This is a genomic window from Porphyromonas gingivalis ATCC 33277 (assembly GCF_000010505.1).
Lineage (GTDB): Bacteria > Bacteroidota > Bacteroidia > Bacteroidales > Porphyromonadaceae > Porphyromonas > Porphyromonas gingivalis.
In genome coordinates this window covers 2039813-2060367 of sequence record NC_010729.1, presented here as the reverse complement: position 1 = coordinate 2060367, position 20555 = coordinate 2039813, and the positions used below count along the sequence as shown (strand labels likewise).

Here is a 20555-nt window from a genome sequence, read left to right as displayed (position 1 = left end):
TTTTCTTATCTTTGTCCCATAAAATTGGGAGAAGGGGTGCTTCCTGTAGCAATCGGAATGCGTGGATGGCTGAGAACAAACCCTCATCACCTGAACCGGATAATACCGGCGTAGGAAACTCTCCGTCTGACTATCTTCACGGCGAAGCAATCATTCCCCCTCTCTCTTCTTTGTCCAACTTCAATGATAAGAGATTTATGAAAAAACTTCACATGATTGCCGCCTTAGCCGTCCTGCCTTTCTGCCTGACGGCACAAGCACCCGTCTCCAACAGCGAGATAGATAGTCTTAGCAATGTGCAGCTCCAGACCGTACAGGTCGTAGCTACTCGCGCCACGGCGAAAACCCCTGTCGCTTACACCAACGTTCGCAAGGCCGAACTTTCCAAGTCCAATTATGGTCGTGACATCCCCTATCTGCTGATGCTGACTCCCTCCGTGGTAGCCACCAGCGATGCCGGTACGGGTATCGGATATTCCGGCTTTCGCGTGCGTGGCACCGATGCCAATCGCATCAACATAACTACCAATGGAGTACCCCTCAACGACTCCGAATCTCAGTCCGTCTTTTGGGTGAATATGCCCGACTTCGCCTCTTCCATCGAAGACCTTCAGGTGCAGCGAGGTGTGGGTACTTCCACCAATGGTGCCGGAGCTTTTGGGGCAAGTGTCAATATGCGTACGGATAATTTGGGACTGGCTCCTTATGGCCGTGTCGATTTGAGCGGAGGTTCGTTCGGCACATTCCGCCGATCGGTCAAACTCGGTAGCGGACGCATCGGTCGCCATTGGGCAGTGGATGCCCGCCTGTCCAAAATCGGTTCGGACGGCTACGTGGATAGAGGAAGCGTGGATCTGAAATCCTATTTCGCACAGGTGGGCTATTTCGGTAGCAACACGGCTCTCAGGTTCATCACTTTCGGAGGAAAAGAAGTTACGGGTATCGCATGGAACGGTCTTTCCAAGGAGGATGAAGCCAAATATGGCCGCCGATACAACAGTGCCGGTCTTATGTACGTGGACGCGCAAGGAGTACCGCACTACTACCACAATACCGACAATTACGAGCAGCGTCACTACCATGCCATCATGACGCACAGCTTCTCTCCTTCCGTTATCCTCAACCTCACGGCACACTACACGGCCGGATATGGCTATACGGACGAATATCGTACCGGACGTAAACTAAAGGAATATGCACTGCAGCCCTATGTGGAAAACAGTGTGACCGTGAAGAAAACGGATCTCATCCGTCAGAAGTATCTGGACAATGATTTCGGAGGACTCATCGGTTCGCTTAACTGGCACACCGGTGCATGGGATTTGCAGTTCGGGGCCTCGGGCAATATCTATAAAGGAGACCACTTCGGCCGTATCACTTACATCAAAAAGTACAATCAACCCTTAGCTCCCGACTTCGAGTATTATCGGAACAGCGCAGACAAAAGAGAAGGTGCAGCCTTTGCCAAAGCCAACTGGCAGATCACTCCGGAACTGAACATGTATGCCGACCTCCAGTATCGTACCATCGGCTACACGATAAATGGCATCACGGACGAATACGATGAGGTACAGGGAAGTATGCAGCACATCGATTTGGACAAGACCTTCCGCTTCCTCAATCCGAAGGCCGGTCTTACCTATAGTTTCGACGATGCTCATACTGCCTATGCTTCTGTTGCGGTAGCACACCGCGAGCCTAACAGAACCAATTACACCGAAGCCGGAATAGGACAGTATCCTACGCCTGAGCGACTGATCGACTATGAGCTGGGCTATCGCTATGCTTCGCCCCTCTTGTCGGCCGGAGTAGGTCTCTATTATATGCAATACAAGGACCAACTCGTGCTGGATGGCCGTTTGAGCGATGTGGGACAGATGCTCACAAGCAACGTCCCCGACAGCTACCGTATGGGACTGGAGCTGACTCTCGGTTGGCAGATCCTTCCTCGTTTGCTGCGTTGGGATGCTTCTTTCACTATGAGTCGCAACAAAATCGACCGCTACGTGCAATATACATCCGTATATGATGCGGACTACAACTGGCTCGAACTCAAGGAGGAGACCCTCGAAAGCACGGATATAGCCTACTCGCCCAATGTCATTGCCGGCAGCATGCTTACCCTCTCTCATGCCGGTTTCGAAATGGCTTGGACGAGCCGCTTCGTCAGCAAGCAATATCTGGACAATACACAGCGCAGCGATCGCATGCTCCCCTCCTATTGGGTGAACGACCTCCGCCTCGGCTATGTGCTGCCGGTTCACTTCGTTAAGAGAGTGGCACTGGGCGTACAGCTCAATAATCTCTTCAACCTCATGTATGCATCCAATGCCTACATCTACGATGCCGGTTACGTACAGGCATCCGGAGAACTAAGTGCATATGCCGATCTGCGTTATTATCCTCAGGCCGGATTTAATGCACTGGGTAGTCTGACAATCGATTTCTAATCCGATGATGACAGCGGTGATCCAATTCATTGTGGCTCATCCCATCGAGCTGGCAGCAGCACTCGTCAATTTTATTTGGGTCTATCTCGAATATAAGGCGAGTGTCTGGCTGTGGCCTGTGGGGATCGTCCTGCCGCTCTTCTACATTTATCTCTCGATCGAGGCGCAGTTCTACGGCAATGTGCTCATCAATGTCTACTATCTGATCACCAGTATTATCGGCTGGGTGATGTGGATTCGCCACCGCGAAGGGACGGAAGAGGGTGCCATCGTATCCATCTCCCCGCGTGTCCTGTGGATCAGCCTTGCTGCGGCTACGGTGGCTTTTCTCCCGATGTTCTATGTGTTGTCCCACTATACGGATAGTCTTGTGCCGTGGGCCGATACGCTTGCCACTGTAATCAGCTTTGTCGGGATGATTTGGTTGGCGCGTCGCATCCGCCAGCACTGGGTGTGCTGGTTCGTAGCCAATATCATCAGCTTATCCCTTTTCTATAAATCCGGCGACCATATCACCACTGTCGTCTTTGCCGTCAATACCGTTATGTCCGTTCTGGGATATTTCCGGTGGCGCAAGATGCAACGACAGGCCACAATCAGCATCGACCTATGATTTTCTTTCCCTCGCTTACTCCGGAGACAGCTCCGCTTTTTGTTATTCTGGCTAAGGGGGAATTTCCCCGTAAAATCCTCCCCCTTGCTATCCTCCGGCGAGCATCGGAGCATCCTGAAGGTACCATCGTCTGTTGCGATGGAGCCATACAGAATTTGCTGGACTATGGTGCAGAGCCGGATGCAGTAGTGGGCGACTTGGATTCTTTTACAGCCTCGCGACATATTTTGCCTGCAGAAAAACTACATCGCATAGACGAGCAGGATACCAATGATCTGACGAAGACAGTTACATTCTCTGCCGAGACCTATTCCCCTCGCGAGGTCTGTCTGCTGGGGACATCGGGGCGTCGTGAAGATCATTTTGTCGGCAATCTGGCACATCTGCCCGGATATACCCGCTTTTTCGAAAAGATCGTGATGCCTACGGATTACGGATGTTTTTTGGCTTTTAACGGGGAGGCTCGCATAGAAGTGGAGCGAGGGAGACAAATTTCTATATTCAGTTTCAGCGGATCAGCCGTCACGGCCGAAGGGCTGAAATGGCCGCTTCGCAATACCACTCTGCCGGAGTTGTGGTGCGGAACGCTCAACGAGGCAGTGAGCGATACGATCTACCTATCCTCTGCTGCCCCGTTGGTCGTCTTTGTAGCTGATGAAGTGAAAAACCGGTAGAATAAACTTCCTCTCTGCATCCCCTAAGAAAGGAACAAGCAGCTTCTGTCTGCCAAGCTTTAGTAAAGCAAGAAAGCGAAGTCAATGGCAGAGCCTTTGTCTTGCGATAAAAGGAGTGCAGGCTGTGATTACGACAGACCGAACTCGGCCTTGATCTTATTTACGTAATCCAACTTTTCCCATGTGAATAGCTCCACGATTCGCATCTGTTCCGTTCCGTGCTCATCGACAAAGGTTTTGTATGCTTCGTAGGGTTCGCGCCCGAAGTGGCCGTATGCTGCGGTCTCTTCGTATATCGGATTGCGGAGTTTCAGTCGTTGCTCGATGGCGTAAGGACGCATATCGAAAATCTTCTTGATCTTCTCCGCTATTTGGCCATCCGATAGAGCCACATGACTCCGGCCTTTCGTATTGACGTATATGCTTACCGGCTCTGCTACACCGATGGCATAGGCTACTTGTACAAGCATTTCGTCGGCCACGCCCGCTGCCACCATGTTTTTGGCTATGTGTCGGGCTGCATAAGCCGCGGAGCGATCTACCTTGGACGGATCCTTGCCGGAAAATGCTCCTCCGCCATGAGAAGCCCTGCCTCCATAAGTATCCACGATGATCTTTCGTCCCGTCAGGCCCGTGTCTCCATGTGGCCCTCCTATCACAAACTTACCCGTAGGATTGACGAATAGGCGTACTTTTTCGTCGAATAGGGCTGCGATCTCCGGTTTGTACAGCATTTTCACTCGGGGGATCAGTATGGTAGCTATGTCATGATGGATGCGCTCCTGCATCATCCGGTCGGCTTCTGCTTCTGAAATGCCGTCCGATGCTTGGACGAATTCGTCATGCTGGGTGGAAATCACGATCGTGTCTATCCGGACGGGTCTGCCTTCATCGTCATGTTCGATCGTCACTTGGCTCTTGGCATCAGGGCGCAAATAAGGCATCGGAGAAGAAGGCTCCTTGCGGATAGTGGCCAATTCGTAGAGGAGGTGGTGTGCCAGATCCACTGTCAGGGGCATGTAGTTCTCCGTCTCGTTCGTGGCGTAGCCGAACATCATACCTTGGTCTCCGGCTCCCTGCTCGGATCGATCCGATCGGTCGACTCCGCGGTTGATGTCCGCACTCTGCCCGTGAATGCTGGAGAAGATCCCACAGCTGCGAGCATCGAAGCCGTATTCGCTTTTAGTGTAGCCGATTTTTTCTATGACACGACGCGCTGTCTCCTGTACATCTACATAAGAGCGACTTTTGACTTCGCCGGCCAAAACTACCTGTCCGGTGGTTACGAGTGTCTCGCAGGCCACTTTGGAGTCGGGGTCGGTAGCCAGAAATTGGTCGAGGATGGCATCGGATATTTGGTCGGATACTTTGTCAGGATGACCCTCCGACACCGATTCGGATGTGAATAGATAGCTCATATCTTTATGCTTTTAATTTGTAAAACTTCCTTCGCACAGAAGGGCTTGCACACTCCATTGGAGAATAGCTGTCGAAGAGCTTTCTAAGAAGAAATGTTTTAGCATTTTTTCTCGTGGTTGCAAGCATTACAAATCCTTCCACGCTGATTGGTTCATTACAAAGATATAGCTTTTGGCGCAGGAAATCCCCATGAGTGGGAAAATAACCATTCCCTATGCCCCCGGCTCTAGTCCCCGATTCTGTTTTTTTGTGTTGTTTTTGATTTTTTCGTTACTTCCTGCGTGGTATTCAACTTCTAGCTTTCGTATACGACTGCAGCACCATAACCACCTGATTCTTTTTTTTGAGACAGAGTAAAAACATATAAAGTCCCAAAATAGCGCAACCTCGAACAATCCCCTCCTTTGAGGTATACTACAATTTCAATGAGGGAAGTGTTTAAAATAATCGCTCAACTCGTATTCTTTCATTTGTGCAACTCTGTAAACATATATCTTGTCATTTAGTACATAAAGGATTGTATTCATCTCTTCCAATTCTGGACAGAACAATAAATATTTGGGCTGTTTCCGCATAATTTTACGAAGCACTTTGCGAATATTCTTACCTATTGGCCTTGAAACAGTAGGATAGGTATCTTGGCCATAAGCATATTCTCCGTTATGGACAAATACATAAAAATTATTTTTTGAGTGTTTGCCTAAATAGAAAAGATTAAAGGGTAATTTCCCTGTGTCTACTTGTAATGTTTGTTTGTCTTGCGGTATTAAATTCAAAATATAGACAGGTGTTGTTGCTCTTACTATATCGCTAAATTCATTGATTTGTTCTTCTATCGTAGTTTTTGAACGAAGCGTTAGATTTTCCCAAAGGCTGTCAATGATTTGTTTTTGTCTTGGAATAGAATCAAAATAATTAAGTGCAGTTAATCCATCTACTCTTTCTTCATATCCTTTATACCTTATCACCCAATCACCTCTATATGATAATATTATATCTTCAATATAGGAAACAGAATCAAGAGTGTTGTATGCATTTTCAATCTGTTGAATTAAAGTTTGACTGTCTGAAACAGGAACAAACATAGCACTTAGCAATAGAAATAAAAACATCTTCTTCATAATTGCTTCAATCCGTTTAATGTATAGAACCACCAATTGCCATTTACAGAAGACAATCTATAACTTCCTATCCTGAAATTCATTACAACTTTTCCTGAATGATAGTATTTTTTTGAGCGTAAATTATCTACGTGCCCCATACCACCACTATGTGGCATATTTGTATGAATTAAATTGCCCGATTTTTTTATGCTTAATACTTGCTGGGGGTCTGCAAGTACCGAAACAGGGTCAGGCATTGATGCGCCAGTAAACTGTTTAGAAAGAACTCTTCCGTAAGCGTTTGGGCAATTTGAAGCCATTACTCCAACATCTTGCTGATAATTAGTAGTAGTATTATATTGCTCATAAGTAGTGTTGCCTCCAAAATAATCATCAGCCTCTGCAAAAGAAGTCGGTACGCAATCGTTTAAACTCTTTGAGCTAACATTTTTTATATCCCAACTAATGGTTTCGTATGGTTTTTCGGTAGTAAAGAATGACCATTGTGTTCTGCCGTGTTTGACATCACCACCCCACCACATATTTTTTCCGCCTTCTTTTGCAAGTTCGTAACCTTTCATGCCACCTGCAATACCGCCCGAAATGCCGCCTATTGCGCCCGAAATTGCGCTTTGTTGCCAGCCATTCCAAAAGTTTTGTCCGCCTATTACATTATTCAGTCCATTTAAGGTTACACTTGATGCTGCACCTGTAACTGCACCCGTACCTGCGCCAACCGCCGCACCTGTAATAATACCAGCACTTTGGGTAACCCCAGCAATCCAGCCGCCTAACGCGGCTGATCCTGCGCCAACTGCCGCACCCACTCCAAAATAACCTAATCCTGTCCAGAATCCTTTTGCTTTTATCATTTCCCAGTTTGAAATAACGTTTGCAACTCCTCCAACTACAGCACCAATAATAAGATGAATAAACTCCCCATTTTCATCCACATACACCAGCGGATTATTCAGACAATAGGAGTAGCGGTTGAAGTTTTGAGAGAAGTCCGGCATTTGCACATAGGGATCCGGCGAGAGGAAGCGTCCGATAGCAGGGTCGTACAGTCGGGCATTCATATTGACCAATCCAAACCAGGGAAGATACTCGTGCCCTGTATAACCCCGTCCAAGGAAGAACGTGAGTTCGATATAAAGGAATGGCACAACACATTGGTTATTAGTGTGTTTTATTTTCCACACAGTGTTTTTCAGACACTTATATTGCTTTCAGATGGCTTTTTATCTACATCTGAAGCCCAATGACTTGGAAGCCGCCCCTTCTTCCCGATCATTATGCAGCCGGAGAATCACAAAAGAGTATGATTTACAGCTACTTGTTATTTTTATGGTATGTTCGCTTAAATCGAACTGGCGTAAGGAAGAGAAGCCGGTCATAGTCGGTGGACAACTCTTCGCTTCGGGTATAAGGTGTACCATCCGTATGCAGTAATTTTCCCCATGGGCTGTATCGCATGCGGTGTGCCACCGTGCCGGAGGCATCGGTAATATCCGTCACGCTGCCTTGATAATCGCGATAGATATAATGCAACTTCCACTGTCCGGAATTGACCCGCACATAGACGAAACCATCTTCATCTACTCCAAAAATAATCTTTGCTACAACGGTTTCCATTTCATTCATAGAAGCGTAATTATTTGTCTGCAGATATAATTATAAACAAATTACACACAAATGATTTCCGGGGAAATTATTGGGTGCTCTGAATATTTCAAATAAAGAGGTTTTAGTTGACTAAGAGTGTATCCCCTCCGCCCGATAGCGAGACCATTTTAACCAATTCTTCTCGTGTCTTTTTCATAAGATTGTTTTCTGCGAATTGCTTAAATGCTTCATATATCTCTTCCTTGCCATAATAGTCGTTTTGAGTGGGTGAGTATAGAATACTGTCTGCGTCAAAGTTTTCGCCCAATAATTTGAGATTCAATATATAATTAATCATTGTAGACTGATATGATAAGCAATTGGGGCTAATAGTGTCAAGAATATTTTTATACAATAAATCTGCCTCCTTGTATTTTATCATTGCTCGTGTTGAATCTTTTTTATTTTGTTCGAGAAAGGCACCAAGCATTGTTTTTAAGTCAGGATTTTCAGGATTAATTCGTTCCATTGATTTTAATGTGGCAAAAGCATCATCCATTAATCCTAAACGATATTGAAATGCCAACTTATTCCAGTAAGCCGAATAGTAATCAGGCTTCATGGCAATGACCTTATTCAATAATTCGATTGCAACCATGATTTTTGCAGTGTCTCCCAATGAGCCGATTGCAACAGCACTGTCGTTTAATTGTCGTACTTGCTTATTAAAATTATCTTTTTCCGCTTTCGAATTGCAACTCAAAAGCAATAGGCATGAGATAATGAACGAATAAATATGTAACTTCATTTTTTTATAATTATTTAGAAGGCAATACCATTCTCTGCCGCTTCCAACAGCAATGCACTGAAGTCGGACATGATTATGCTTTATAGTATTCCCCTCTCTTTGAATCAAAACCTCTTATTTGTTGTTTTTTATTTGCGCACAATCTCGTTTCTTATAAGAGAAGAATAGAACCGCCTGCTGATGTTGGACCTAAACTTAATAATGCAGCCATATTTGTCGATCTATTGCAGTAGCAATTACCGATCTGTACCCGTTTGGCATACAATGTCAAATAAAAAATATGCATTCCTAAAATAAGTATTATTATAATTATTTATATAGATTGAGATTCCTCCATGCTTCTTTTTAAAAATTGAATATCGCTCTCGTTTTCCAATCGATCAATATACCAATTGTCATAAGTCCAATCAACTTAGCCATCATCTTTTAAATAAAAGACATCGCCCCCTAATACAGGAATCCCCAAGTTGTAATATAGTTCAAGAAGCCTAAGTGCTTCTTGTTTCTCAAGAGCAATATCTACAGATTATGTGTCATCACCACATCCTTTAATTTCCTCAAATCATATCCTTTCCCCTGAAGGGGATGCTTTTATTCAATCTCATTCATTTCGCAAGCTGTGTCAAAGATTTCGTCAAGACGCATTTTTCTCTACTTGCTTTGAATCTGATAAAGGATAAGAAATAATATTTTCGCCATCATCAGACAAACGAACAATTATAATTTCACCATTTTTGTAACAAAAATACATGCAGCATGATCCTGGGTAAAATATGTATTCAAATGTGTATTCAGGATTTATTCTTGTTATATACTCAATATATCTACTGTCTGGCGTTGTGCTGCCAAAAAGGAATACATTTGTTTTCATTGCCATCGCAATTATATTCAACGAGTCGTCGTATACGTAGCATCTGTAATCATAGAGTTTAAAGTTTTCGAAAAAATCATCGGCAATACTGTTCGCTTTGCTTGATAATTTGAAATTCTTGAGAAAATTGTCGATATCGCCGTTTTTTTTAGAAGAAAAATCCGATAATCCTATTGCAAAATACGTGAAGGCAAAAAGCTTTCGCTCTTTTTCTGTTTTTAAGAGCTTACGACTTTTTTAATCGTCCGTTTTTCTATTTTATTCAAGTCGTATTTGCTTATGTCCGTCAATATGTTTTGTGAAAGTGCAGACACGCTAAAAAATAACAATGTTGCCCCCCCCAAAAAAATAGTTTCTTTGCCATGAAATTGTGCGCTTTTTTAAGGATAGATTCGCACTACGATATTCATAGAATTTGCTCCTATGATTCTATATGCACCTCGCGCAGGATCCATCACCTGATAAACAACTTTATAGTATATGTCCCCTGATATTTTTTGGAAAGTCCGTACTGATACACTGTTCAAAGCCGTTACGTGTCCTATCGGTTGTCCCGCTGTAGTAGAACCTAAATAAAAATTATTACCTCTATTCATCATACCTGCCACTTGTTCTGCTCCTGTTTTGTCTGTAGGTAAAGTCTTAAGGTATGGAGAAACCTTCCTCCCAGTTTCTAATTGGATAGCGTCATTAAATTGCGCCATTGTTACATGATCTTTATTAGGATCTCCTCCAATTATTTTTCGGTATGTATCTTGTGAAACACCTGTAGTTGATTCTCCTGTCGCGGGACAGCAATTCATATCTCCTCTTTGTTGAACTAACGGCAAATTTTGGTTAGCAAGAGATTGTTCATCTATCATTCTTGCTCCATTCCGAAACTCCCTCCCATCTCTTACGGCACTAATACCACCTACAAGTCCACCAATTAGTGCGCCAGACCCTAAACCTATTGCGCCATAAATGCCACCCTGTCCCAGAGCTTGACCAAAGTTTTTACCGTCAATCAAAGCGTTTCCAAAACCTGTGGTAAATCCGCTGCTAAAACCTGCACCACCACCAACGAGTGCGCCTGAAACAAAGCTTGATGTCGCCGTTGTTGCCGCGCTTGTTCCCCAAAATCCTGCCACAAAACCGCCCGATGCTTGCCCCACAATAGGCAATGCAGAACTAATGCCTGCTCCGATGCCCGCTCCTAATGTCCCCGCCAATGCTCCAACTCCAAAATAACCCAATCCTTTTGCATTGAATTGGAATCCGTGAGTTGCCCAATTTATTACTCCTCCAATCACCGCACCTATAATTAAGTGCCAGAACTCGCCGTCTGGGTCGGTGTAAGTTAGCGGATTATTCAAACAATATGCATACCTATTGAAACTTTGCGTATAGTCCGGCATCTGTACATAGGGATCCGGCGAGAGGAAGCGTCCGATAGCAGGGTCGTACAGTCGGGCATTCATATTGACCAATCCAAACCAGGGAAGATACTCGTGCCCTGTATAGCCCCGTCCGAGCAGGAGCAGCCGGTCATAGTCGGTGGATAACTCTTCGCTTCGGGTATAAGGTGTACCATCTGTATGCAGTAATTTTCCCCATGGGCTGTATCGCATGCGGTGTACCACCGTGCCGGAGGCATCGGTAATATCCGTCACGCTGCCTTGATAATCGCGATAGATATAATGCAACTTCCACTGTCCGAAATTGACCCGCACATAGACGAAGCCGTCTTCACCTACTCCAAAAATAATCTTTGCCACCACGGTTTCCATGTCATTCATAAATACGTAATCGCCTGTTAGGGAATTTATTAAGAAAAATCTGACTTAATGCTTCTTACTCAGTCTTTTAACGACTTCTTCTGTTGGAAGTGAAAATTTATTCCAATAAGTAATAGTAGCATCATATCCGTCATTTTCCACTTTTTGAGTAGCATCAAAATATATAGACTACTACCTCCAACGGTTTTAAAATTACGGTCAGTGGAGCGTGTGTCGTTGAAATAATCTATTTTGTTTCCCCAAAAGCCGACTTTTTTCCCGACAAGATTAAAATCCTGAGGGTCTATATTGAAAATAAAATTCAAATATCTCCCCTCATATTCATTGAGAATTGACGAATTGTCCACGCCCATTTTATCTATATTTTCCAGCAAATCCTTTGGAATTTCCGAAAAATTATGCACTTGCAGTTCGTGTATTTGTCCCAAACTCATATTATTATCGTTAGAGTTACTTTTGAGAATAGGAGAACAGCCGAACATAAACATTTCTAAGCACGCTATTAAAAATAACTTCCTCATGTTGTTCTCTTTTTTTTGTCAACACAAAATGCAATTACATCTGTTGGTAATTCCCCATTAGTGCAAAAGTACTGCTACGATGAATATCCTCTCTCTAATAAAGTCATTTTAGCACTTTGGCATAATAGATTTTCTTCAGTCTGAACTGCTTCATCTTTTTTTCTGTCTCCAGTCCGACAATGATAAGAAAAAACTTTTTGCCCTTATCCCCGAATCTGACATCCGATCGGCAGATGAAATCATTGGATTCTATTTCAAAGCTATCTTTTTTAGAGTCGAGCGGAGATGAAACAGAATCAGCAGAGCCACAACAATCATGACGACCGCTGAAGTTTATCTTATCGGGATCCAGTTCGAATACATTCTCTACAGAAAAGAAGTAATAGCCGGGATAATGTGTTAGTTCGGTAAAGGACAGCCCCGGATAGCCATTTGCATCGCAAAAATCCTTGAAGGGTTGCGATACTATATTGTAGCCGTCATACGTGTACATAAAGGTCGACTTCCTGTTCAGCCTATAGTGTAGATCGTAGACATCTTTGATCCTGTTCCCACAAACAGGGCAGACATCCGGCCGGTCTTTCGAACCATAGACGAAACCATCTTCACCTACTCCAAAAATAATCTTTGCTACCACGGTCTCCATATCATTCCCGTATTTTTGTAAAAATCATATCGAGCATCCCAATATTTGATCGGGTGACTATCGTAAAAATTTTTAAGGGCGTTTATGCGTACTTGAGTGTTGAATTTCTTTTGAATTTCTGGACCTGAATTTCCTCTCTGAGGTCTCATATGATTTCCCAATTCATCCCTCTGTTTATATAAAAAATCATTCATATCCTTGTGTAAATTCCTATGTCTGGATTCACTCATAGGAGTCAATTTTTGATCCAGTTCTCCCCCAAGAAACTTGGGAAAAGAATGGTGATTATGTGCTTTCTCCCCAGTCCATGGGCTTATTTTATTGTCTCTTGCGTATTTGATGCCTGAAATCGTTCCGGTCATTGCACCAATGCCTGCACCCATAAGGAATCCGTTTCCTCCGGCCTTAAGTGAATTTTCTAAACTTTCACCTTGCATTAAAGACATTCCTGTCCCGAGAAAAAAACCGGAGAGAGCTCCCATTGCTCCTTCAGAAATAGCCCCTCGCAACATTGGACTAGCGATATTGGATGTCAAACTTCCAATCGGCTTAGATAAAGCATTCCCCAAGTAGCCTCCGAGAAAAGAAGTCAAAGCACTCATTGCAGATGCCGACAGCGTTTCTTCCACGGAAATATTGTTCCATCCCTTTGAGAAGCCTTGATTGATAACGCTATTTGTCGCACCTAAAACAGCTGCACTGCCAGCAGGCCCAATGTATATTGTAAGAACTCCTGATGCTGCACCTGCAGCAAATAGTGCTGCACCATGAGCAAAGCTTGTCACATTTCCTTCAACAATATTGACAACAACGTTGATTGTTCCTCCAACAAATGCAGCGATCAAGTCGTCAATACCAAATAATTCCCCATTCGGATCCGTAAACTTGAGGGGATTATTGAGGCAGTAGCTGTAGCGGTTGAGGTTTTGAGAGAAGTCCGGCATTTGCACATAGGGATCCGGCGAGAGGAAGCGTCCGATAGCAGGGTCGTACAGTCGGGCATTCATATTGACCAATCCAAACCAGGGAAGATACTCGTGCCCTGTATAACCCCGTCCAAGGAAGAGAAGCCGGTCATAGTCGGTGGATAACTCTTCGCTTCGGGTATAAGGTGTACCATCCGTATGCAGTAATTTTCCCCATGGGCTGTATCGCATGCGGTGTACCACCGTGCCGGAGGCATCGGTAATATCCGTCACGCTGCCTTGATAATCGCGATAGATATAATGCAACTTCCACTGTCCGGAATTGACCCGCACATAGACGGCCGGAGCCGAATAGGCATCTCCGCCGATATAGTAACGCTCGATATTCTTTCTTTGCGTACCGTATGAATCAGCTTCATAGTTGCCGATGTAAGTTCTTTTGAAGAAAGGATCTTTGAGCATGGGGGATCTTATCGTCATCGTCGTACGACTATAGTCATCGGTATAGGTCAGTGTTGCTGTATAGCCGTTCCCTGAGATCGTAAGCGGCCGGTCGAAGGAGGCGTACGAGATGTTTTGTCCCGTACTATCAGCAAATGCTTCCGCTCCCATTTTCAGCCCCATATTCACTATTCGATATGGGCTTTGAGTAGAATATATGAATTTCCCAATGTTGCTAATTTCCGTGACATTTCCGTTAGGAGTATAGGAGAAAGACGTTAGTGTCGCTATGCCGAGGTCGCCGTTCAGTCTATGTTGCGCTACTCCGGTCAATCGATTAAGTCCGTCGTAAGAAAAGTTTTCATATCTACCGGAATTCTTATCGCTTCGCATCAGGAGATTTCCCGTTTGAGGATCGAAATCGTAATTGAATCCACCCACGCCGGTCGTAAATCGCTCGGTAGGCAATCCCACGGTCGAATACTTGTATTCGCGAGTGCGGCTGCCGGTCCTTACTTTAGTAGGCAGTCCCATAGCATTTTCCTTCAAAAGCTGCCAGATCAAGCTACCGTCCTGCAGCGTTTTGCGAGTCAGTGTACCACGCGTATACTGATAAGTTTCTGTCACAGTCGCTCCCGTCGGCAAAGTCGCTGTCTTGCCCTGAAGCTGTCCGAGGGTATTGTACGAGAGTTGTTCGATGAGATTTTTCCCTTCGACTGTCTCCTCTGTGCGAATGAGACGATCCAAATGGTCATAATCATATGTGCGCGAATAACCGCTGGTCGTTATGGCTGATTTGACCAAATCCTTGTCATAGGTATAATTGGTGGTGAATTCGGGGGTCACGGTTTTTTGGAGTCTCCCGAATTCATCGTACATAGATGTAATAACCTTTTTACGGGCATCTTTGCGGACGGTTGTACGGCGGCGGCCGGTCCACGTTTCAGTCGTCTCTATTCTGCCCGCACTGGGGTCGATGATAGCTCTCTGACGTCCGTATTGATCATACTCGAATAGGGTCTTGACATTGCCGGGGGCTTTTATCTCCGACGGTTGTCCGTCAGGTCTGTAATGGTATGTGATTTCGCCACCGGGATCGGATACCGATTCCAACAGTCCACTTGCATCCGATACGCGTGTAGTCGTGATTGCCTCCTTGGTTTCGGACACACGTCTTGGTGTATATGCCCATGTCTGCACTGCTCCTGATGGCATGGTTTGCTTCACAGGACGTTTATAGCGGTCATACTCACAGGTATTCCAATGTAAAGGCGTATTTCCTTTGAAAGGCAAGGACTCCCGCTTGAGCATGCCGGCCGCTGTATACTCTTTGGCCGTGTATAGCCAACTACCGTCGAAACGCAGCATCCCCGTCTTCACCTCACGACCGTACGCGTCATATTCTGCCAGAGTTTTTCCTCCATCGTTTGTTGATGTTATGACCTGAAGATTACGGGGATATCCGTTTGTCAGTAATTGGCGGCTATATTCTTCCTTGGATCCATCGGCATTCCTTATAGAGGCAATATTACCCCAGGCGTCATAGACTGAACGTATCTCATTACCTCGGTCATCACGAATAAGGCATGGGTGCCCATACGCATCATACTCCTCGTAAACGGTCTTCTGTCCGAATATATCAGTTTCGCTTGCAAGTCTACCCTTATCATCGTAGGTATAAGTCTTGCCTCGGAAATCGGTGGCATCGTATGGAGCACTCGTCTCCGTCGTCATATTGCCTGCATCATCGTATTCCCTCCTTATTTCCCCTGTTTTAAGGGTTCCGTTTTCACCGGTAAATGAGATGATACTGATGGGGAGAAGAGCAGCGTTGTAGGCAATCGATTCTTTCTGCATCCACTGGTTGCCATTCCTTTTATGAGTCGTAGTTTTAGTCAACGGCAATCCAAGGCGATAAGAATTGCTTTGCTTGATGTGACGGTAGGTTTGCTCAGTAATAGTCTGTACGCCTTCACCATTATCCTCTGTCGTCTTCACGGGGAAATCTTCGGAATCATAGGTGTAAGTCCTGGACAGCGTAGTGTTATTGAGCAGATCTGATTCCTGGGAGGAGATGAGTAGAGGCTTCTTCCACGGTCCCGTTTGTCCATTGCTCTGATAGATGAAGGACGATGCTTTGATTTTGTCCGAGCTATTGAAGCCAATTCTTGTTGTGGAACTAAGAGGGACTCCTTGCTGCAATGGATCATATTGTGTAACGGTTTCCACTCCATCTCCAAAAGCATAATCCCATGAGGTATAGGTTTTCGTCTCCTTGAAACCGCAAAATCCCAGACCGTGACGATTGATCACACCATCCGTGAAGGTGTATTCCGTCAATTCCCGATGCGGCTCCCCCTTTATACCCTTGGAAACCTTGGATACAGTCTTTAGCGGAAAAGAAAGGTAATTATATCCATCCGGAAGAGGCGGGAAAGTATAGCCGGACTTAGGAGCAGCATATTCGTTGGTTTCAATCAATCCGGTACTGCTTTGTACTCCGGTAATAAGGTGGCGGGTCTGTTCGTCACAGGAAACTTCAAAGTAATAACCAATATTTGATTTAAGTCCTATGATGGGGCAATTTCTTCGTGGGCTAAAATTATTTGATTGAATCAAATCAAAATCATTAGTGCTGTTGTCCGAAAAATCTTCAGATAAGATAAAATCAGAAGGGCTGAATTCCCCATTACGATTAAAAAAGATACGTATGAGATAATTTTTTTGACTGTGAATATGATCATATGGAGTTGGTGCTAAATCTTTGCGTCGAACTTTTTCTACTAGATCAGGGAGTCCATCCTTGTTGATATCCATTAAATAGAAAGAACTTAACAACATATTTCGAACTACTTCAATTTGTTTTGTAACAATTTTTTCCCCATCGAAGAATTCTATCTTCCATTGCTTCCCTTTGTCCAGTAAAAATGCCCCTTCACCTTCATATGGGTATAAGCCACTATGCGGATGTCCAGGGTGTGGGAAAATTGTATAATACGAAGCTGTTGGGGAAATGAGTTGATCGGGCTTCCCATCACCATTTATGTCTGCTATTAAAAATTTCTTTGAATTTGTTATAAAACTGTCATCCTCCTCATCTAATTTCGTCGAGAAAAGTTTTATATTTATTTTGTCTGAAGAGAAGTCTTTGACTTTTTCAATCCATTTGAATGTGTTATATCCTGATATGGTAGAACAGACTAATTCTGCTTTTTCATCACCAGTAATGTCTCTAAAAAAAAGACCTTTATCGATGTTATATCCGTAGAGATGATTCGATATGAAGGCTTTTTTTTGTTTGAAGTTAAGGAGTGTAAGATCGAATAGTATTTGATCTCCATTGTTCTTCCCCCCTTTCCCTTTCTCGGGAATAATTGCAATGGCGTCAATCGCCCCATCTCCAGTCGCATCTCCCAGGAGAAAAGAAATATTGGTATAATAAGATTTTGGGTATGTCGAATAAGTCGTTTCTTCTTTGTTAAACCTGATTCCATCAAAATAATAGATCCAGCAATAAGTTTTCTGAGCATCGTATAACCCTTTGTTCGCTTTGTCCTTTTTGCTATCCACACTTATACAAATGATCTCATCTACCCCATCTCCATTAATATCTGCTACCTGAATACTTCTTGTGTATTTTTTTACTTTCAATGAGATAGGAGCGTAAGCAAAATCTTCGCTTGGAATAACAAATATTGAGTTATTATCTTGTGCTTGCCATTGATCGAAAATTCGATTGGAGAAACAGATGAAGCCATCCCTGTCACTTCCTTTAAAAAACCGTCCTCTACTCGTTATTTTATCTCCAGCTCCAGTGTCGAAAAGAGGGACAACTTCTCCCGTTTTATATATCTTATCTTCTTGAGAGGAATCGAATCCATATACAAAAGACAAAGGACTTAAAGATCGCTTCCCAGTTTCACAAGAAATTTTTTGTAATTGGGATTTATTGTGAGATGCTTTATATAGTAGAGTATATTTACGTAGGAGCTTCCCTTGGCCGTAAGAGTGAATACTTTTAAGACGCATATTGCTTTCATATGGCTGCCCGGAGATATAATGGACAGTACAATTTTGTCTGCCTTCATATTCAAAATCTATATGATTAAAATGGCTGTCCGCTGTTCGCCCTCCGTAAGCGACTTTAGTAAGAAAATATACGTTCCCAGACAAACGATAAGAATAATCCACACGGTACCCCAATGCATCGGTGTAAGATAAAATTGGATAGGAAGCTTGGGGCGTCGTATTATCTGGCAGTCCAAATGTTGCCCTTCCCCCATCTGGCATAAGAGCATCAAAGGAAATCAAAACATTGTCATTGTTGTACTTAGGTGTTATTCTCACCTTGCCCATTAAAGTTGTTCCACTTATTGCTCTATCTCCGTCTAAAGAGAGGGCGTATGTGTTTGGGTTAGAGAAGTCTACAGCACAGATGTCGTTGTCAAAATAAAGCGTTCGATTAACAAGATTAATTGCAGATGCTCCCACGATATTCCATCCAACACCAGCTACACCCTCCTGAATTGATTGGCTGTTATACGAAAGAGCTATTGTTGGCTTCGCTCCGACCGATGGAGCAGTGAAGATCGGTACAGAATAAGTCTTGGCTCCCGAACGGCTCACTCCGGATTGATAAGAAATCTCTCCCGGATCCACATCCATATAGATGGGGAGGTTGTCTAACCCAGATATGGTTGCTGCTGCGGCATCCGCTGCTGCTTGAGCCTCTCGCAGTTCACGGATAGAGGTCGCTTTTTGTCTCTGCGATAAGGAGTCAAGAACTTCCAGCGAGAGGATGTCGGCTTTGGATGTAAGCGGAGAACAGAGAAAAAATGAAGAAAGGGAGAGAAGCGAGGCGTAAAGCTTTTTCATACGTCTATCCTAAATGTTAAAGTAAAAAAGTTTTATTTCTTAATGATTTTCCATGTGGACTGCTCTTTACCGATAAAAAGGCGCATCGCATAGTTGCCGGCAGGAAGTCGACTCATATCAACCTTCGTATCTCCATGATTCAACGATCCCTGTAGGACTAAGGAGCCATGCATATTGAAGATAGCGTACTTCCCTTTATCCTCGAGAGAGCCGATGGATATGGTCAAAATAGATTCTACCGGGTTCGGATACAGTCTTATCTGCGTGTCTCCCAAAATCTCATTGAACTCTTTAGGTTCGTCTCTTTCTTCTTCGCTCGGCTCTTCACCTGTCGCAATTATGGAACTCATAATGATAACTCTTGCAACCCGATTGCCGGATGCATCATAAACAAAAGAGAGTGTCTGCTGCGCTTTCGCTCCCAAGCACCCCGGAAGAGAAAGCAAAAGCGTGAGTAATAAATGCTTCATAACCAATTATTGATGATATTTTGCTGCAAAGGAAATATATTTTTCATTATTACAAGCAAGATCGTCTTGATTTTATGTGTTTGGGGATCCTTTTCTTTTTGGCTTTTTATGTCGCTCTGTGATAACAGCCTGAATGTCATCCTGTGATGGGAGTGGAATGAATGAGTTTTTAGGGTAAAAGACAGCCCAAAAAAGTTTTCAACAATGAAGGTGAGCTTGGAATCATTCTAAATAAGCAGCTGAAAGAGTGGGGGACGCGAGGTGAAAAAGAGGAGAAAACGGACTTTTGCAGATCGATATTCGCTTTTTAGAGGAGAGCCTGACGATCTGTATATAAACCATTTTCGATTTATATATAGATCGTTTCCAATTTATATATAAATCGTTTTCAATAAATATATAGATCGTAAACGGTTTATATATAAAACGCAGGCCCCAAAAGGCCTTTTCGGGGCATGATAATAAAGAAAGACACCCGTCAGGTTCGTGACAGAACCTGGCGGGTGTCGTATAGGATAGGAGCGAAAGAGACCTGCTCCTTATCGATGCTTTATCGGAAAAGCTTGGGGGCTTTGGCTGATTTGAGAATCAGGGCAGGACTTTATTTCTCAATTTTGAAAGGCATAAAGGCTGTTAGATCGCCGAATTCAAGCACCCGCGGACTCGGTTTGTCGAAAGGGTTGGGCTTGCCATCGGCTTCATACTTATCCCCTTTCAGCAAGTGTACAAGCAGTAATCGCAATTGGGCGTCTTGCACTTCTTGGTTCACTCGAATATAACCCGTAAATCCGACCGGCGAATCTAAAAGATGTCCATCGATAAAATCCGAATAGTAATAGCTGATCCCTTTGTCGATTACGCTCTCATCACTCAACAGGTTAAAGAAAAACTGATGTTTTTCAATTTGGTCCGGCTTCAGGAATTGTTGGTTGAGAGGGTTGTTTTTTCCATCGAACAAGAATATCTCCATCTTATACCATACTCCTTTTTTGAATTTTAGAGGAGCATTGTCCGGCAGGGGGAAAAAGTTCCCATAGAAGTCGGTATTTAAGTGCTGAATAAAAGGATCTGAGGAGTGTGCAACGAATGCCGAGGGATCTACATTGATACTGCCGTTTCCCGGTTCGGTAAGTACTCCTTCCGTGAAGCGACAAACCAATTGAGACGGGATGTCATGACCCAAGTCGTTCTTCTTGGACCAGCATGACCCCAAGAGAATGGTCAGCGCTAAGAGTCCGAAGATTGTTTTTCCGATTCGTAACATAAGCTGTTATTCGTTTTTTTGTGAGTGTTCTTGTTCTTTTCTTCATGTGACATTCTCCTCCCGATTCATAGGGTATTGGGTTCGCATGGAC

14 protein-coding genes, 1 pseudogene and 1 riboswitch are annotated in these 20555 nt (G+C 44.0%); of the genes and pseudogenes, 3 read left to right on the top strand and 12 right to left on the bottom strand.

The window, feature by feature from the left end; genetic code table 11:
* Positions 1-22 precede the first annotated feature (22 nt).
* Positions 23-136, top strand: a riboswitch (TPP riboswitch).
* Between the two features lie 76 nt (positions 137-212).
* Genes PGN_RS08670 through PGN_RS08660 form a run of 3 tightly spaced genes read left to right on the top strand, consistent with a single transcriptional unit; the run spans position 213 to position 3737 of the window.
* Complete coding sequence (locus PGN_RS08670; RefSeq protein ID WP_080504430.1) at positions 213-2450, top strand: TonB-dependent receptor; 2238 nt, start codon at positions 213-215, stop codon at positions 2448-2450.
* A 4-nt stretch (positions 2451-2454) separates the two neighbouring features.
* Positions 2455-3063 (top strand): nicotinamide riboside transporter PnuC, encoded by a 609-nt coding sequence (gene pnuC, locus PGN_RS08665; protein ID WP_021665236.1) that lies wholly within the window; start codon positions 2455-2457, stop codon positions 3061-3063.
* A complete protein-coding gene (locus tag PGN_RS08660) occupies positions 3060-3737 on the top strand; it encodes a thiamine diphosphokinase (protein ID WP_004583563.1) in 678 nt (225 codons plus the stop codon). The genes pnuC and PGN_RS08660 overlap by 4 nt, the downstream gene beginning before the upstream one ends.
* A gap of 128 nt (positions 3738-3865) precedes the next feature.
* On the opposite strand, the gene metK is transcribed toward PGN_RS08660, so the two are convergent.
* From metK to PGN_RS08605, 12 genes and pseudogenes are all read right to left on the bottom strand, one after another.
* Positions 3866-5155, bottom strand: coding sequence for a methionine adenosyltransferase (gene metK, locus PGN_RS08655; protein ID WP_012458565.1), 1290 nt, complete (start codon positions 5153-5155; stop codon positions 3866-3868).
* Between the two features lie 423 nt (positions 5156-5578).
* Positions 5579-6277, bottom strand: a complete 699-nt coding sequence (locus PGN_RS08650; protein ID WP_012458564.1) for a hypothetical protein — start codon at positions 6275-6277, stop codon at positions 5579-5581.
* Positions 6274-7425 (bottom strand): RHS repeat-associated core domain-containing protein, encoded by a 1152-nt coding sequence (locus PGN_RS09965; RefSeq protein WP_257719869.1) that lies wholly within the window; start codon positions 7423-7425, stop codon positions 6274-6276. Before PGN_RS09965 ends, PGN_RS08650 begins: the two co-directional genes overlap by 4 nt.
* Before the next feature lie 166 nt (positions 7426-7591).
* Complete coding sequence (locus PGN_RS08640; protein WP_012458562.1) at positions 7592-7903, bottom strand: hypothetical protein; 312 nt, start codon at positions 7901-7903, stop codon at positions 7592-7594.
* A gap of 103 nt (positions 7904-8006) precedes the next feature.
* Positions 8007-8672 carry a hypothetical protein gene (locus PGN_RS08635; RefSeq protein ID WP_230847023.1) on the bottom strand — a complete coding sequence of 222 codons (666 nt, stop codon included), beginning with the start codon at positions 8670-8672 and terminating at the stop codon, positions 8007-8009.
* 634 nt (positions 8673-9306) lie between these two features.
* Positions 9307-9543, bottom strand: coding sequence for a hypothetical protein (locus PGN_RS11365; protein ID WP_155482929.1), 237 nt, complete (start codon positions 9541-9543; stop codon positions 9307-9309).
* 380 nt (positions 9544-9923) lie between these two features.
* Positions 9924-11321 carry an RHS repeat-associated core domain-containing protein gene (locus PGN_RS08630; RefSeq protein WP_012458559.1) on the bottom strand — a complete coding sequence of 466 codons (1398 nt, stop codon included), beginning with the start codon at positions 11319-11321 and terminating at the stop codon, positions 9924-9926.
* Between the two features lie 45 nt (positions 11322-11366).
* Positions 11367-11842 (bottom strand): annotated as a pseudogene (locus tag PGN_RS08625) (hypothetical protein).
* Positions 11843-11945: 103 nt separating this feature from the next.
* Positions 11946-12488 carry a hypothetical protein gene (locus PGN_RS08620; protein WP_039416535.1) on the bottom strand — a complete coding sequence of 181 codons (543 nt, stop codon included), beginning with the start codon at positions 12486-12488 and terminating at the stop codon, positions 11946-11948.
* Positions 12473-18730 (bottom strand): RHS repeat domain-containing protein, encoded by a 6258-nt coding sequence (locus PGN_RS08615; protein ID WP_012458556.1) that lies wholly within the window; start codon positions 18728-18730, stop codon positions 12473-12475. The genes PGN_RS08620 and PGN_RS08615 overlap by 16 nt, the downstream gene beginning before the upstream one ends.
* 32 nt (positions 18731-18762) lie before the next feature.
* Positions 18763-19200 carry a T9SS type A sorting domain-containing protein gene (locus tag PGN_RS08610; RefSeq protein WP_012458555.1) on the bottom strand — a complete coding sequence of 146 codons (438 nt, stop codon included), beginning with the start codon at positions 19198-19200 and terminating at the stop codon, positions 18763-18765.
* Positions 19201-19801: 601 nt separating this feature from the next.
* Complete coding sequence (locus PGN_RS08605) at positions 19802-20464, bottom strand: hypothetical protein (RefSeq protein WP_012458554.1); 663 nt, start codon at positions 20462-20464, stop codon at positions 19802-19804.
* Positions 20465-20555: the final 91 nt, after the last annotated feature.

What these genes read in the sequence shown, in the direction of transcription:
- PGN_RS08670 (WP_080504430.1), top strand. Translation starts at nt 213, where the DNA reads ATGATTGCCGCCTTAGCCGTCCTGCCTTTCTGCCTGACGGCACAAGCA.
- pnuC (WP_021665236.1), top strand. Translation starts at nt 2,455, where the DNA reads ATGATGACAGCGGTGATCCAATTCATTGTGGCTCATCCCATCGAGCTG.
- PGN_RS08660 (WP_004583563.1), top strand. Translation starts at nt 3,060, where the DNA reads ATGATTTTCTTTCCCTCGCTTACTCCGGAGACAGCTCCGCTTTTTGTT.
- metK (WP_012458565.1), bottom strand. Translation starts at nt 5,155, where the DNA reads ATGAGCTATCTATTCACATCCGAATCGGTGTCGGAGGGTCATCCTGAC.
- PGN_RS08650 (WP_012458564.1), bottom strand. Translation starts at nt 6,277, where the DNA reads ATGAAGAAGATGTTTTTATTTCTATTGCTAAGTGCTATGTTTGTTCCT.
- PGN_RS08640 (WP_012458562.1), bottom strand. Translation starts at nt 7,903, where the DNA reads ATGAATGAAATGGAAACCGTTGTAGCAAAGATTATTTTTGGAGTAGAT.
- PGN_RS08635 (WP_230847023.1), bottom strand. Translation starts at nt 8,672, where the DNA reads ATGAAGTTACATATTTATTCGTTCATTATCTCATGCCTATTGCTTTTG.
- PGN_RS11365 (WP_155482929.1), bottom strand. Translation starts at nt 9,543, where the DNA reads ATGAAAACAAATGTATTCCTTTTTGGCAGCACAACGCCAGACAGTAGA.
- PGN_RS08630 (WP_012458559.1), bottom strand. Translation starts at nt 11,321, where the DNA reads ATGAATGACATGGAAACCGTGGTGGCAAAGATTATTTTTGGAGTAGGT.
- PGN_RS08620 (WP_039416535.1), bottom strand. Translation starts at nt 12,488, where the DNA reads ATGGAGACCGTGGTAGCAAAGATTATTTTTGGAGTAGGTGAAGATGGT.
- PGN_RS08615 (WP_012458556.1), bottom strand. Translation starts at nt 18,730, where the DNA reads ATGAAAAAGCTTTACGCCTCGCTTCTCTCCCTTTCTTCATTTTTTCTC.
- PGN_RS08610 (WP_012458555.1), bottom strand. Translation starts at nt 19,200, where the DNA reads ATGAAGCATTTATTACTCACGCTTTTGCTTTCTCTTCCGGGGTGCTTG.
- PGN_RS08605 (WP_012458554.1), bottom strand. Translation starts at nt 20,464, where the DNA reads ATGTTACGAATCGGAAAAACAATCTTCGGACTCTTAGCGCTGACCATT.